This window comes from Plantactinospora solaniradicis, assembly GCF_042658085.1.
Classification (GTDB): Bacteria; Actinomycetota; Actinomycetes; order Mycobacteriales; family Micromonosporaceae; genus Plantactinospora; species Plantactinospora solaniradicis.
In genome coordinates, this window is sequence record NZ_JBHSPR010000020.1 from 484,445 (window position 1) to 497,775 (window position 13,331).

The following is a 13,331-nucleotide window of genomic DNA, read 5'->3' on the forward strand; positions in this document are numbered from 1 at the left end:
AAACCGTTGGCGCCACGACCCGGCAAACCGTTGGCGCCACGACCCGGCAAACCGGGCTGGCCGATGACCTCGCTGCGCCCGGTCATGTCGTTGCCGCCCTTCCGGCGATGCCCTGCGGGCGGAGCAGCAGCACGATCGCGAGGAGCGCGACCACGCAGATGTCCCCCGCGCCGGAGGTGCCGTAGTAGTTGACGAACTGCTGGAGCAGGCCGACCGCGACGGCGGCGTACGCGGAGCCGACGACCGAGCCCATTCCGCCGATCACCACCACGATGAAGGCGAAGATCAGCAGCGACCCGCCCTGGCTGGGCGAGACCGAACCGAAGTAGACCCCGCCGAGCGCTCCGGCCAGCGCGGCGGCGGCCCCGCCGATCGCGAAGACCAGGGTGAACGCCTTCCGTACGTCGATGCCGAGCGCGGTGACCATCTCCCGGTTCTCCACCCCGGCCCGGATCACCAGCCCGTACCTGGTGTAGCGGAGGAAGCCGAGCAGCGCGGCCAGGACCACCGCGGCGGCCAGGATGAGCAGCAGGCCGGAGTTCGGCACCTTGGCGCCGAGCACCGAGGTCACCTGCTGGGTCCAGTCCGGCCGGGGGAACGGGCGGGCGTCCGCACCCCAGGTGGCCTGGAGCAACGCCACTCCGGCCAGGGACAGCCCGACCGTCACCAGCACCTGCTCGATGGTCCGCGAGTAGAGCGGACGGATCATGATCAGTTCGACGGCCATCCCCACCACCGCCCCGGCGAGCACGCCGAACGCGACCGCGAGGACGAAGCCGAATCCGGACGGGCCGGCACCGGGCAGGTTCCCGGCCGCCCACCAGGTGGCGTACGCGCCCACGGACAGGAACAGCCCGTGCGCGAAGTTGAGGACGTCGGCCAGCCCGAACACCAGGGACAGTCCGGAGGCGACCAGGAAGTAGAGCGCGGCCAGCCCCAACCCGGTCAGCGTCAACAGCACGATCGTGCTCACTGCCCGACCACCTCCGCATCGTCCGGGGCGGAGACCGTGCCGACGCCGAGCAGGGATCTGGTCAACTCCGGCTCCCGCAGCAGTTCGTTCGCGTCACCGGCCCAGGCGACCCGCCCGGCGGCCAGTACCACCGCGTCCCGGGCCAGCCGGCGTACCACCGCCAGGTTCTGTTCGACGAGCAGCACCGGTACGGCGACCGCGACCCGTTCCAGCACCTCGGCCACCTCGGTGACGACCTTCGGAGCGAGCCCCTTGGTCGGCTCGTCGACGAGCAGCAGCCGGTTGTCGTTGAGCAGCACCCGACCGATCGCCAGCATCTGCTGCTGCCCGCCGGAGAGCGAGCCGGCCCGCTGCCGGCCACGTCGCTTCAGCTCCGGAAAGAGCTCGAAGACCCGGTCGTACGCCGGGGCGCCGGAGCGTCGCTCGGCCAGCCGCAGGTTCTCGGTCACGGTCAGCCCGGCGAAGACGCAGCGGTCCTCCGGCACGTAGCCCAACCCGCCCCGGACCAGCCGGTGGGTCGGCTCGCCGCCCAGCGTCCGGTTCTCCATCCGCACCGTGCCGCGTACCTCGCCGCCGCGTGGGGTGAGGCCGAGGATCGCCCGCAGCGTGGTGGTCTTGCCGACCCCGTTGCGCCCGAGCAGCACGGTCACCCCGCTCGGCGCCACGGTGAAGGAAACTCCCTGGAGGATGTGCAGGCCGGCGATCCGTACCGACAGGTCCGACACCGCGAGGACCGGCGCGCCGCCCGCCGGAGGACTACTCATAGCGATTCACCTAGGTACGCCTCCTGCACCACCGGGTTGGCCATCACCGTCGCCGGAACATCGCAGGCCAGCAGCGCACCGTGATGCATCACCGCGATCCGGTCGGCGAGCCCGAGGATCACGTCCATGTGGTGCTCCACCATGAGGACCGACCGACCACTGTCGCCGGTCAACGACCGGATGACCGCGACCAGTTCCGGTACGTCCTCGGCGCTCACCCCGGCCATCGGCTCGTCGAGCAGCATCACGGTCGGCTCGCCGGCGAGCAGCAGCGCAATCTCCAGCTTCCGTTTCTCACCGTGCGCGAGCGTGCCGGCCAGTGCCGCCGACCGGCCGCTCAGGCCGACCCGGTCCAGCGCCGCGTCGGCGGCGGCGACCACCTCCCGGTCGGCCGCCGCCCGCCGCCACAACCTCATCGAGCCACCGCGATGCGCCTGTACGGCCAGCCGGACGTTCTCCCGCACGCTGAGCGAGCCGAAGACCGAGGATGCCTGGAACGTCCGGCCCAGCCCGAGGCGGGCCCGCCGGTACGGGGGCAGGGCGCTGATGTCCGTGCCGTTCAGCAGCACCTGGCCGGCGGTGGGCCGACGCAGGCCGGACACCAGGTTGAACAGCGAGGTCTTGCCGGCGCCGTTCGGCCCGATCACCCCGAGGAACTCCCCCGGTGCCAGGTCGAGGTCGACGCCGTCCACGATGGCGACCTCGCCGATCCGCCAGGTCAGATCGCGGGTGGCGAGCACAACTCAGCCCTTCATCGGTACGGCCGGCGGCGCCGTCTCGTCCGAGGTCAGCACCTTCTGCGGCTCCGCCTTCATCGCCTCACCGGTGCCGCTGAGCTTCGCCTGGAACATCGGCTGGAGCAGGGCGTGGTCCTCGGCGCGGACCGTCATCTTGCCCTTCACCCCGTCGAAGCTCCAGCCCTCCAGGCCGGTGACCATCTTGTCGACGTCGTCGCCGCCCTCCTGCACCGCCCGGACGATCATCTGCGCGGCGGTGAACCCGTCCGGGTGGAACAGGTCCAGCACCCCACCCGGAACGGCCGTCTTGGCCGCCTGCGCGGCCGGGTTGTCGGCGGCGCCGTCGAAGAAGTGCGACAGGAACGAGATCTTGGTGCCGGCCGCCCCGAAGGTCGGCCAGGAGGCCCGGATGTCCAGTCCGGTGACCACGGTGGTGGAGCTGAGCACACCCTGCTGGTCCAGCGTCTGCCACATCGCCGGGGCGGTGGTGCCGGCCCAGGCCACGAAGAGCAGGTCCGGCTTGGCCGCCGTCAGTTGGCTGGCGAACGGGGTGAAGTCGGTGGCGCTCGCCGGGGCGAGCACGCTGCTCACCGTGGCGCCGGCACCCCCGATGACCGCCTTGACGGCGGCCTCGTTGCTCTTGCCGAAGGCGCTGTCCTGGGCGAACACCACGACCTTCTTGCCGGCCGCGTCCCCGATGAACGACTTCGCCGTCAGCACGTCCTGGAACGACTGCCGCCCGGACCGGAAGGTGTACTTGTTGACTCCGGTCGCGCCGTCGGTCGCGGCCGGCCCGGAGACGAAGAGGACCTTGTTCTGCGCGGCGATCGGCGCGACCTGGAGGGCGACGCCGGAGGCGGTCGAGCCGGCCAGGATCTTGTAGCCCTTGCCGATCAGGTCCTTCGCCGCCGAGACCGCCTTCGCCGGGTCGCCCGCGTCGTCGACCTCGGTAACCTCGACCGTACGGTCGCCGATCTTGTTGCTGCCGTTGGTCGCGTACGCCAGACCGGCCCTGAAGCCTTCGATGTACTGCTTGCCGTAGCTGGCCAGCGCCCCCGACTGGGAGTAGACCAGACCGACCTTGACCGGGGCGGCACTGTCGCCGCCTCCGCTCGCCGTCTCCTGAGGGCTGCCGCAGGCCGTCGCGGCGAGCGCCGCGGCCAGCAGCGTAGTGGCGGTGACAAACAGCCGCCGCGTCGTCCGGACCGTCATCGTCGCTCCACGTGTGTGGGGGGTGGGGAGAAGCATCGTCGGCCCACGGTAGGAGTGACGTCACGCACGGGCTATGTGGCTGAAACCCACAAGTAACCGCAAACGGATGGTCGGCGCAGACAGCAGTCGGTGCGCTCGCTCGTCCGGCCCCCCGGACCGGTTCACGACCCGTCGTCGTACCCGCGAATTGTCGTGCGGCCGGTCTTCGGCGCCCTAGCCGTGCTTCGGGGCCTTGCCTTTCGGCCCGGCCGGTCCTGCGCCGTCCGGACCCGGGCCCTTCTTCCGGGGCCCGGCGTCCCTGTCGTTCCCGGCGCCTCCGTCGTCCCCGTCGTCCCCGTCGCCCCCGTCGGGACGGCTGGCCGGCCGCGAGGGGGTTGGCGCCTGAGTCCCGGCCACGGCGCTCGCGGCCACGCCACCGGTCTCCCCCGCCACGCCGGAAACCTGGGCGGAGCAGGCGGTGTCCCCGAGCCGGAACGCGACCGGCAGCGGATTGACGCCGCCGTGCGTACCGACCAGGTCGAACCGGGCGACACCGCCGGCCGGCAGGATCGCCTCCGGGCCGGCATCGGCGGGGCGGAGCACCACGTTCCGGCCCTCCTGCCGGGAACCGGGCGTCGGGTGGGCCCGTAACACCTGATCGCCGGGAAAGGCGAAGCTCAGGGTCCAGTCGCGGATCGGCCGGTCGCCGAGGTTGGTCACCGCGACCTCGGCCTCGAAGGCACGACCGGAGTCCTTCCGCAGTGCATAGTCCACCCCGCAGGGGGCCGAGCCGCCAGCCGCCAGGTCCGTCGCCCCCGCGGTGACGCCGGTCGGTCCAGGGGTGTCGCCGGTAGCCGCCCAGACCGCTCCGGTCGCCGCGAGCAGCCCGATCCCGACGGCGGCGACCCGCAGGGGGTTGCCGGCCCATGCCGAGAGCGGGCGGCGGGGCGGCCCCGCCAGCGGAGGCGCGCCGCTCGCCGTCGCTTCGGACAGGATGGCGGTACCCGCCTCGAGCATCGGCGCCGCCGGTCCCGACTGTCCCGCCTGCCTCGACCCCGGATCGACCAGCGGCACCGCCACTCCGGCGATCCCGGACAGGGTACGGGCCAGTTCGGCGCTGCTCGGCCGCTCCGTCGGCACCTTCGCCAGCGTCCGGGCAACCAGCGTGACCACCTCGGACGGTAGTCCGGGCACCGGCGGCATCGGTGCCGGCTCGCGGTGCAGGTGGGCCCGCAGCATCTGGGTACGGGTCGCCGTCCGCCAGGGCAGTCGCCCGGTCAGCATCCGGTACAGCAGCAGGCCGAGCGCGTACACGTCGGTGGCGGGGCAGACCTCTCCCTGGCTCAGTCGTTCCGGGGCCAGGTAGGCGGGCGTGCCGTACAACTCGCCGTCGGCATCACCGTCCCGCTCACCGACCAGCGCCGAGATCCCGAAGTCGACGACCTTGGCACCCATCGGAGTCAGCATGACGTTGGCCGGGGTGATGTCCCGGTGCACCACGCCCCGGCCGTGCGCGGTGGCCAGCGCCGCAGCGACCTGCGCGGCGACCAGCACGGCGTCCCGCCAGGGCAGTGTGCCCTCCCGGTCGAGCCGGTCCGCCAGGGACTCCCCGTCGACCAGCTCCATCACCACGTACGGGACGGTCCGGCCGAACCGGACCGACTCGCCGTAGTCGTACACCCCGGTGATGTGCGGGTGGGAGAGTCGGGCGGCGGCCCGCGCCTCGACCCGGAGTTGGTGCCGGAAGGTCCGGTCGTTCACCAGCCGCGGGGTGAGCATCTTGACCGCCACCGACCGGCCGAGCACCTCGTCGTGGCCACGCCAGACCACCGACATGCCACCCTCGCCAAGCTCCTCGACCAGCCGGTACCGTTCACCGACCAACTCGGTCCCGTGCACGTTCGCCGGCCCGCCCCACCTGCCCCACCCGGTCATGCGGATTTCCTTGCCCAACGCCGGGCCGGCTACACCTCCCGGACGGGAACTCAGGAGGTGGCGAGGAGTTGGTCGACCGGGGCGTACTCGTCGGTGAGCACCATCGCGTCGTCGACGAACTCGTCGAGTCCGGGGCCGGAGAGCAGGGTGACGGGGCTGTCCGCCGAGGTGACGAGCTGCTGGCGCAGCGCCTCCAGCGGCAGCGCCGCGTCGGAGGCGACGATGACGAAGTTCGCCCCCTGGGAGCCGGCCAGCGCGTCCGGCGGCGCGATCAGGGCAACGTGGGGGAACTCGGCCGCCACGGTGGCGACCTCGGCGCGGATGAAGCGCAGCGGCGGATAGTCGATCACGTTCTGGGCGTACATCCCGCCGGGGCGGATCACCCGGCGGACCTCGGCGGCCATCTCCCGGGTGGACAGGTGCCAGGGCACCACCAGATGGCCGAAGGCGTCCCCCACCACCAGGTCCGCGCTGCGGTCGGGCCGCTCGCCGATCAGCATCCGGGCGTCGCCGACCCTCGCCCGAAGTTCGGGACCCGGCCGTACGTCCAGCTCGCGCCGGCCCAGCTCGACCAGGCCGCCGTCGATCTCGTAGACCTCGTTCCGCGTCCCGGGCCGGGTCGCGGTCAGGTAGCGGGGCATGGTGAAGCCACCACCCCCGAGGTGTACGGCGTCCAGCGGCTCGCCGGCCGGGCTCATCACGTCCGCGACCGCGCCGAACCACTTCGTGTACTCGAATTCGAGGTGGGTCGGGTCGGCCAGGTCGACGTAGGAGTGCCAGGCCGAGTTGAGCACCAGGAGCCGTCCGGTGGAGTTGTCCGGGTCCGGCTCGACCGAGGCGCAGTGGTAGGCGGTCTCGATGTCGCACGGATTGGGTGCGACGGCCGAGAGGGAGGCGCCGGCCAGGCCCAGTACCGCGAGCGCGGCGGTGGCCCGGGACGGCCGGGGCAGCGTGCTGCCGGCCTGCCGGTGCAGGTAGACGCCGAGCGCCAGACCGGTCACCCCGAGCAGTACCGCGAGTCCGATGATGATGGCGGTGCTCGGCATGGCGGCGACGAGCACGAATCCGGTACCCAGGGTCGCGGTGATCGCGCCGAGGGTGCCGATGCTGGACAGCCTGCCCACCACCTGTCCGGTCCGGCGCAGGTCACCGAGTTGCAGCTTCACCACCAGCGGCGTCACCGCGGCGAGCAGTGCCGCCGGCAGGAAGATCGCCATCGCGGTCAGCAGCAGGATGCCGACCGCGGCGCCGCCACGCAGCACCTCGCCGGCGTACCGGACGATCGGCAGGGTCAGCGCGGTGCAGATGCCGGCGAGCACGAGCGCGGGGGCGAGCAGCGGGCGCGGGTCGCGGCGGTCGGCGAGCCATCCACCGACCCAGGCCCCGTACGCGATCGCCGCGAGTGCCACTCCGATCACCGAGCTGGTGACCTGGAGGGTCACCCCGACGTACGGGCCGACGAGCCGCAGCGACGCGGTCTCCAGGACGAGCACGGCCCCGCTGGCCAGGAAGACCAGCGCGGCGGCCAGGCCAGGTGGCAGTGCGTGCCGCTGAACCTCGGCCGGCTCGTCCGGAGGTGTGCCGACGTCGGCTACCTCAGGTGGTGAAGTTTCCATCGCAGCGATGGTACGCATCCGACGGACGGCGTCGGGCTACAACATCGACAGATGAACGTGGTTCGTGTGATCGGACGCCGGATCGCCACCGCCGTTGTACGACCGCCAACCGGTACCCGGCATCCAGATCTTCCGGTACCAGATCACGTAGAGCACGCCCAGCCGGTTCGCGTTCTTGACGTAGAACGCGGTGACGGCGTCGCCGTAGGCGCGGTCGCCGCCGGTCGCGTCGCGGTTCGCGAAGCCGCCGGCCGCGGCCGAGAAGTCGCAGGCACGCCCCTTCGGATGTTCACCGCCGCCACCGTCGCGGTGGCACGAGGTGTGCCGCTTGTAATTGGCCGCCTTGGCCTGGTTCAGCGCGTGCAGGGTGCGTGGCGTGATGCAACCGTTGGTGGTCGGGTCGTTGATGGTGCAGGACTCCTTGGGCCACGACCCGTCGGAGTTGCGCGGGGCCGGCTTGGCCAGCGGCGAGTTGGCGCTGATCAGCGAGCCGGTCGGGTTGCCCCCGACGGCCGCGAGCGCACGCTCGGCGTCCTTCTTCTTCCGGGCGATGACCTCGACCTGGCGCTGCTGTTCCTTCACCTCGGCGTCGATCGCCTTCTTGGCCCGGGTCGCCTGGTCGAGCGACTCGGCGAGTTCCCGGAGTTGCTGGTCGTCGCGCTGCGCCATCATTTCGAGTCCGGCGGCCCGCTCCAGGAAGGACTGCGGCGAGGCGCTGTTCAACAGCGCCGAGATCGGGGTGAGCCGTCCCCTGCGGTACGTCTCGGCGGCGATCACACCGACCTCCGCGGTGAGCGTCGTGATTCGCGCCTCGACCTGCTTGAGTTGCGTGCCGAGCTCGCTCTGCCGCTTCTTGGAACTGTTGAGCTTCGCGGTGGCCTCGATGTGGCCCTTCGAGGCCGATTCGAGGGCGTCCCGGAGCTTCTTCGTCCCGCCCTCGTCACCCGGCGAACTGGGCGCGGCCGACGCCGGACCGGCGACGGTTCCGACCAGGACCGGTGGCGTCACGGCGAGGACCGCGGCAGCGACGAGCAGTGCCGTGAACCGACGCGGGCCACGCAGCCGAACGATGGCCGTCATGCGCACGAAAGTCGTTCCTTTCGTCGGCCGCCGACCCCGGAGGATCCACAGTGACCATTCGGCGGCGGCCACCGCCGGCACCCGGTGGGACGCCACCTGGCGGAGACCGCCGGTCAGCCTACCGGAAGCCGGCCGCGCTGTCGGCCCGCGTCGGGGTGCATCTATTACCACAAGATGGGTAATTTTGCCGACAACCCTTGCTCAGCCAGCCGATCACCAGCCGACCACCAGCCGATCAGGCGGGCGTCAGGAGGGCGCGATGCACCGCGTCCCAGATCTGTTCGTTGGCCGCGACCAGCAGCCCGGCCCGGTCGTCGGCCGGGTCGTAGGCACTGCCGTCGAGCCGCCGGACCACCCCGCCGGCCTCCTCGACCAGCAGCGCCCCCGGGGCGTGGTCCCAGGGCAGCGTCCGCCAGAAGATCGCGAAGTGCTGCCGGCCGGCTACAATGTCCGGATATTCCCGACCCGCGCAGTGTTGGCCCGGCAGTATGGCGCCGACGCGCGGGGCGCCCGCGAGGATCGTCTCGCGGAGTTCGGGCGGCAGGAACCGGGTCGGCACCACGCCGCGCAGCGTCTCCACCGCAGGCGCCTCGGCCACCGACCGCACCGCCACCCCGTCCCGGTACGCCCCGGCGCCGGCCCGGGCCACCATCAGGGTGTCCGCGATCGGGTCGAGGATCCAGCTCAGCTCGGTGATCCCGGCCCGACGCAGCGCCACCATCACCGCGAACGGCTGCCGTCCGGCCGCGAAGTTCGCCGTACCGTCCAGCGGGTCGACCAGCCACACCTCCGCCGGCCCACCGAGACGTTCGAGCACCGTGGGGTCGGCGGCAACCCCCTCCTCACCGACCACCTCGGAGTCGGGAAGAAGTCGGCGCAGCCCGGCGTCGAGCAGTTCCTCGGCGTGCCGGTCGGCCACCGTCACCACCTCGCCGGGGGCCTTCTCCGTCACGTCGGAGTCGTGGAGCCGCTGGAACATCGGCAGGATGGCGTCCGCGGCGGTGCGGCGCATCAACGCCCCGACCCCGTCGACGAGCGACGGGTCAACCACGCGGCGGAAGTTTCACGACGCTGACGAAGAACTCGTCGATCTGCCGCACCACGGAGATGAAGCGCTCGAAGTCCACCGGCTTCGTCACGTACGCGTTCGCGTGCAACTGGTAGCTCCGCAGAATGTCCTCGTCGGCCTGCGAGGTGGTCAGGACGACCACCGGGATCCGGCAGAGCTGCTCGTCCCGCTTGATCTCGGCCAGCACCTCCCGACCGTCCCGGCGGGGCAGGTTGAGGTCGAGCAGGATCAGGTCCGGCGACACCGCGTCGGCGTACTCGCCCTCCTGGCGCAGATAGGCCAGCGCCTCGGCACCGTCGGAGACCACGGTCAGCCGGTTACGCAGCTTGTGCTCCTCGAACGCCTCCTGCGTCATGAGCACGTCGCCCGGGTCGTCCTCTACCAGCAGCACCTCGATCGGGCTCCTGCCGTCCGCTGGTGCCGTCATCGGCCCTCCTCGTGGTTCCACTCACTCGTCACACAGTTTCCTTCATCTCGCTGGCCGGCCGGGCCGACTCACCCGAGGAGCCACCGCTCCGCTCGGCGACCGGATCGTCGGCCGGCGCGGAACCCTCGGAGGCGCCGTCCTGCTCCCCCGGTGTCGCGGCTCCGGACGGCTGCTCCAGCTCCCGCAACTCCGGCGGCACGGGCAGGGTGAACTGGATCAGTGTGCCCTCCGGGACCTCCGGATCGACCCAGACCCGGCCGCCGTGGTACTCGACGATCTTCTTCACGATGGCCAGCCCGATACCCGTACCCGGATAGGCGTCCTTGGCGTGCAGGCGCTGGAAGATCACGAAGATCTTGTCGGCGAACTCGGGTTCGATCCCGATGCCGTTGTCCTGGCAACTGATCTCCCACTCGTCACCAACCCGCCGGGCGGAGACGTGCACCTTCGGCGGCACGTCCGGTCGGCGGAACTTGAGCGAGTTGCCCACCAGGTTGGCCAGCAGGTTGGTCAGCAGGGTCTCCTCGCCCCGGATCACGGGAAGGTCCGACCAGGTCAGCTCGCCGCCGACGTACCGGCGGGTGGCCTCGGTCTGTCCCGCAACGTCCGTCATCACCCGGTTCAGGTCCACCTCGGTGAAGCCGGTGGTGAGCCGTCCGATCCGGGAGAAGGCGAGCAGGTCGTTAATCAGTCGCTGCATCCGCTGGGCGCCGTCCACGGCGAACGCGATGTACTGGTCGGCGCGCTCGTCGAGCTTCCCCGCGTACCGGCGTTGCAGCAGTTGGCAGAAGCTGGCCACCTTGCGCAGCGGCTCCTGGAGGTCGTGCGAGGCGACGTAGGCGAACTGCTCCAGGTCCCGGTTCGACCGGACCAGTTCCTCGGCCTGTTTCTCCAACTGGCTGTTGACCCACTCGATCCGCTCCCGCGCCTGCCGCACCTCGGACAGGTCCTCGGCGATCCGGCGGCGCATCGCGTCGACGTCACCGGCGAGCCGGGCCAGCTCCGGCGGGCCGACCCGCTCGATGTCGCGCTGGTAGTCGCCGCGCGCGACCTCCCGCACCTGGGCGGCCAGCGTGGTCACCGGGCCGATGACCAGCCGGTTCAGCGAGGTCAACAGCGCCATGCCGGCGAGCACCACGACGATCGCGGCCAGGATGAGGAGCAGTACCAGGGTGTTTCCGGTCCGCCGCGCGTTGTCGGCGACGGCGTTGCGCAGGTCGAGAATCAGCCCCTGCAACGTCTCCACCTCGCCGCGCAACGTGGTGAACCGTCCGCTGCCCTGCGCCGTGAGGTGGGCCTGCGCGGCCTCCGTCCCGGTCGACATGGTCGCCTGGATGGCCGGCTGGGCCACCACTTCCCGCCACTGCCGGGCCTGGTCCCGCACCGTGTGCAACTGCTGGCGGATCTCCGGCTGGTCGTCGAGCAGCGCCTCCATCGACGCGATCAGCGCCGCCTCCCGCTCCACCCCGGTCCGGTACGGCGCCAGGTCCGCCTCGGCGCCGGTCACCGCGTACCCCCGGACTCCGGTCTGCTGGTCGACCAGCGAGCTGAGCAGCGCCTGCCCATCGGTGCGCAGCGGGCCGGTCTTGGTGAGCAGGGTGTCCAGATGCTGGCGGTTTTCGGTGGCGACCACCGCCGCACCGGCGGCCAGCAGCCCCAGCACCACGCCAACCACGACACACAGCGTCGCGACCCGACGACGCAGCGACCATCGAAGTTGCCTCATCGGCCCTCCCCCCGGCTGACCAGCAGCATCGCCACGTCGTCGGAGAGCGGACCACCGTTGCGCTCCTCGGCCTGCTCGACCAGCCAGCCCGGCAGCGCCGGCAGCGCCACCCGCCGGGCACGCGGGTCGGCCACCAGCTCGCTCAACCCGGGGACGTCCAGCCGTTCGTCACCGGCACCGACCCGGCCCTCGATCAGTCCGTCCGTATACATCAGCAGTGACCAGTCCTCGGTGTCGAATCGCAGGTCGTACGCGACCGGCGGACGGGGACGCACCCCGAGCAGCAACCCGTGCGGCGCGGGTACCGGCACCACCCGCCCGGCGGCGAGCAGCAGCGGTGGGGGATGTCCGGCGAGCCGGACCGTGGCCCGGTTGCCGGCCAGGTCGAGCCGGACCGTGGCGACCGTGGCGAAGATCTCCCGCGCCGACCGCTCGCTCATCAGCACCTGCTCCAGGGCCGGCAGCACCTGCTCGTCGGGGACCCTGGCGAGCACCAGCGCCCGCCAGGCGACCCGCAGTTCGACGCCGAGCGCGGCCTCCTCGACCCCGTGCCCGCACACGTCGCCGACGATCAGGTCGATCCGGTCCGGCGTGGTCTGCACCACGTCGTAGAAGTCGCCGCCGATCAACGCCTCGTGCCGCCCGGGGCGGTAGAAGGTGTGCACCTTGACCAGGTCGGTGTCCGTCAACGGCTGCGGCAGCAGACCACGCTCCAGCCGGGCGGACTCCGCCTGGCGCAGCTCCACCTCGCGCAGCCGCCGGGTGTTCTCGTCGGCCCGCTTCCGCTCCACCGCGTACCGCAGCGAGCGGGCCAGCAGCACCCCGTCGACCTGCCCCTTGACCAGGTAGTCCTGGGCGCCATCGGCAACCGCGCCGATCCCGAGGTGTTCGTCGGAGCGGCCGGTGAGCACGCAGACCGCGGCCCCGGTGGACATGTTCAGCACCTGGCGCAGGCCGTCCAGCCCCTGGGCGTCCGGCAGGCCCAGGTCGAGCAGCACGCAGTCGACCTCGGGAATCTGCGGTCGCGCCGTGTTCAGGCTGTTCGCGATCAGCAGGTCGATTCCCGCATCGGTCTCGGCGAGGAGTTCACCGACCAGGAAGGCGTCGGCGTCGTCGTCCTCGATCAGCAGCACCCGCAGCCGTTCCCGGGGCGGCAGTTTGGCGTGCCGCCCCAGCCCACCATGCGGATACATCGGCGCCGGTACGACGGACGAGCCGGTCACCGCAGTGCCCCGCTCCGGCCGGGCCACCGGCCGACCTCGCCGCTCCGCTCGGTCACCACGCCTCCCCGCTCCACTCGGTCGTATCCGGCCCCCGTCGGCGGCACGAACGCCGGGCCGTGCCGTCGACGCGCCGATCCTGTACCACCCAACGCTGCCACACAACACAGGTAGCGCCGGAATCCGCACCGGGGAAGTCCCGCTCTCACGGCGTGGCTTCCGCCGATCCGGCCGCCCCCCGTAGCCGTACCCGCTCGGCCTGGCGGGCGATCACCTCACCGAGCACCCCGTGCAGTCGGCCGCAGTCGGCGCAGTGCAGGTTCTCGTCCAGCCGCCGGCTCCCGCAACTCGCGCAGGTGCCCCGGTCCGCCCGGTCACGATAGCCGGCCAATGCCTCCGCCAGTGCCCGGGCAAGGTACGGGGTGACCAGGATCGTCTCGACCCCGTCGGCGGAGCGGACATCGACGGATCCGACCGGCTCGGCGGCTGGCTCGGGGTCGTACGGGGATACCCGTGCCACGAAGTCGCGCAGTACGGCGGCAGGGTCCGGAGCCCGGAGAAGAGACATGCGCATCACGCTATGCGACGGACGA

General features: G+C 71.7%; 12 protein-coding genes. All 12 read right to left on the minus strand.

Features of this window, described 5'->3' with window-relative positions; genetic code table 11:
* Positions 1–82: 82 nt before the first annotated feature.
* Entirely contained in the window at positions 83–973 is an 891-nt protein-coding gene (locus ACFP2T_RS26605) for a branched-chain amino acid ABC transporter permease (RefSeq protein ID WP_377426029.1), read from the minus strand.
* Positions 970–1,737, minus strand: a complete 768-nt coding sequence (locus ACFP2T_RS26610) for an ABC transporter ATP-binding protein (protein ID WP_377426032.1) — start codon at positions 1,735–1,737, stop codon at positions 970–972. The genes ACFP2T_RS26605 and ACFP2T_RS26610 overlap by 4 nt, the downstream gene beginning before the upstream one ends.
* Positions 1,734–2,477, minus strand: coding sequence for an ABC transporter ATP-binding protein (locus ACFP2T_RS26615; protein WP_377426035.1), 744 nt, complete (start codon positions 2,475–2,477; stop codon positions 1,734–1,736). The genes ACFP2T_RS26610 and ACFP2T_RS26615 overlap by 4 nt, the downstream gene beginning before the upstream one ends.
* Positions 2,478–2,480: 3 nt before the next feature.
* Complete coding sequence (locus ACFP2T_RS26620) at positions 2,481–3,686, minus strand: substrate-binding domain-containing protein (protein WP_377426038.1); 1,206 nt, start codon at positions 3,684–3,686, stop codon at positions 2,481–2,483.
* A 213-nt stretch (positions 3,687–3,899) separates the two neighbouring features.
* Positions 3,900–5,600, minus strand: a complete 1,701-nt coding sequence (locus ACFP2T_RS26625; protein ID WP_377426040.1) for a protein kinase domain-containing protein — start codon at positions 5,598–5,600, stop codon at positions 3,900–3,902.
* Positions 5,601–5,650: 50 nt separating this feature from the next.
* Positions 5,651–7,216, minus strand: coding sequence for a fused MFS/spermidine synthase (locus ACFP2T_RS26630; protein ID WP_377426043.1), 1,566 nt, complete (start codon positions 7,214–7,216; stop codon positions 5,651–5,653).
* Positions 7,217–7,252: 36 nt separating this feature from the next.
* The gene (locus ACFP2T_RS26635) at positions 7,253–8,296 is read right to left on the minus strand and encodes a coiled-coil domain-containing protein (RefSeq protein ID WP_377426045.1); all 1,044 of its coding nucleotides are present in this window, start codon (positions 8,294–8,296) and stop codon (positions 7,253–7,255) included.
* Between the two features lie 235 nt (positions 8,297–8,531).
* On the minus strand, positions 8,532–9,308 hold the full coding sequence (locus ACFP2T_RS26640) for an inositol monophosphatase family protein (protein ID WP_377426247.1): 777 nt from the start codon (positions 9,306–9,308) through the stop codon (positions 8,532–8,534).
* Positions 9,309–9,339: 31 nt separating this feature from the next.
* Entirely contained in the window at positions 9,340–9,792 is a 453-nt protein-coding gene (locus ACFP2T_RS26645; RefSeq protein ID WP_377426047.1) for a response regulator, read from the minus strand.
* A gap of 28 nt (positions 9,793–9,820) precedes the next feature.
* Positions 9,821–11,518: a sensor histidine kinase gene (locus tag ACFP2T_RS26650; RefSeq protein WP_377426050.1), complete on the minus strand. Its 1,698-nt coding sequence runs from the start codon at positions 11,516–11,518 to the stop codon at positions 9,821–9,823.
* Positions 11,515–12,768, minus strand: a complete 1,254-nt coding sequence (locus tag ACFP2T_RS26655; RefSeq protein ID WP_377426052.1) for a PP2C family protein-serine/threonine phosphatase — start codon at positions 12,766–12,768, stop codon at positions 11,515–11,517. Before ACFP2T_RS26655 ends, ACFP2T_RS26650 begins: the two co-directional genes overlap by 4 nt.
* A 175-nt stretch (positions 12,769–12,943) precedes the next feature.
* Entirely contained in the window at positions 12,944–13,306 is a 363-nt protein-coding gene (locus ACFP2T_RS26660) for a hypothetical protein (protein ID WP_377426055.1), read from the minus strand.
* Positions 13,307–13,331: the final 25 nt, after the last annotated feature.

Coding starts and splice junctions, on each gene's coding strand:
- ACFP2T_RS26610 (WP_377426032.1), bottom strand. CDS start 1,737: ATGAGTAGTCCTCCGGCGGGCGGCGCGCCGGTCCTCGCGGTGTCGGAC.
- ACFP2T_RS26620 (WP_377426038.1), bottom strand. CDS start 3,686: ATGACGGTCCGGACGACGCGGCGGCTGTTTGTCACCGCCACTACGCTG.
- ACFP2T_RS26625 (WP_377426040.1), bottom strand. CDS start 5,600: ATGACCGGGTGGGGCAGGTGGGGCGGGCCGGCGAACGTGCACGGGACC.
- ACFP2T_RS26630 (WP_377426043.1), bottom strand. CDS start 7,216: ATGGAAACTTCACCACCTGAGGTAGCCGACGTCGGCACACCTCCGGAC.
- ACFP2T_RS26635 (WP_377426045.1), bottom strand. CDS start 8,296: ATGACGGCCATCGTTCGGCTGCGTGGCCCGCGTCGGTTCACGGCACTG.
- ACFP2T_RS26640 (WP_377426247.1), bottom strand. CDS start 9,308: ATGCGCCGCACCGCCGCGGACGCCATCCTGCCGATGTTCCAGCGGCTC.
- ACFP2T_RS26645 (WP_377426047.1), bottom strand. CDS start 9,792: ATGACGGCACCAGCGGACGGCAGGAGCCCGATCGAGGTGCTGCTGGTA.
- ACFP2T_RS26650 (WP_377426050.1), bottom strand. CDS start 11,518: ATGAGGCAACTTCGATGGTCGCTGCGTCGTCGGGTCGCGACGCTGTGT.
- ACFP2T_RS26660 (WP_377426055.1), bottom strand. CDS start 13,306: ATGTCTCTTCTCCGGGCTCCGGACCCTGCCGCCGTACTGCGCGACTTC.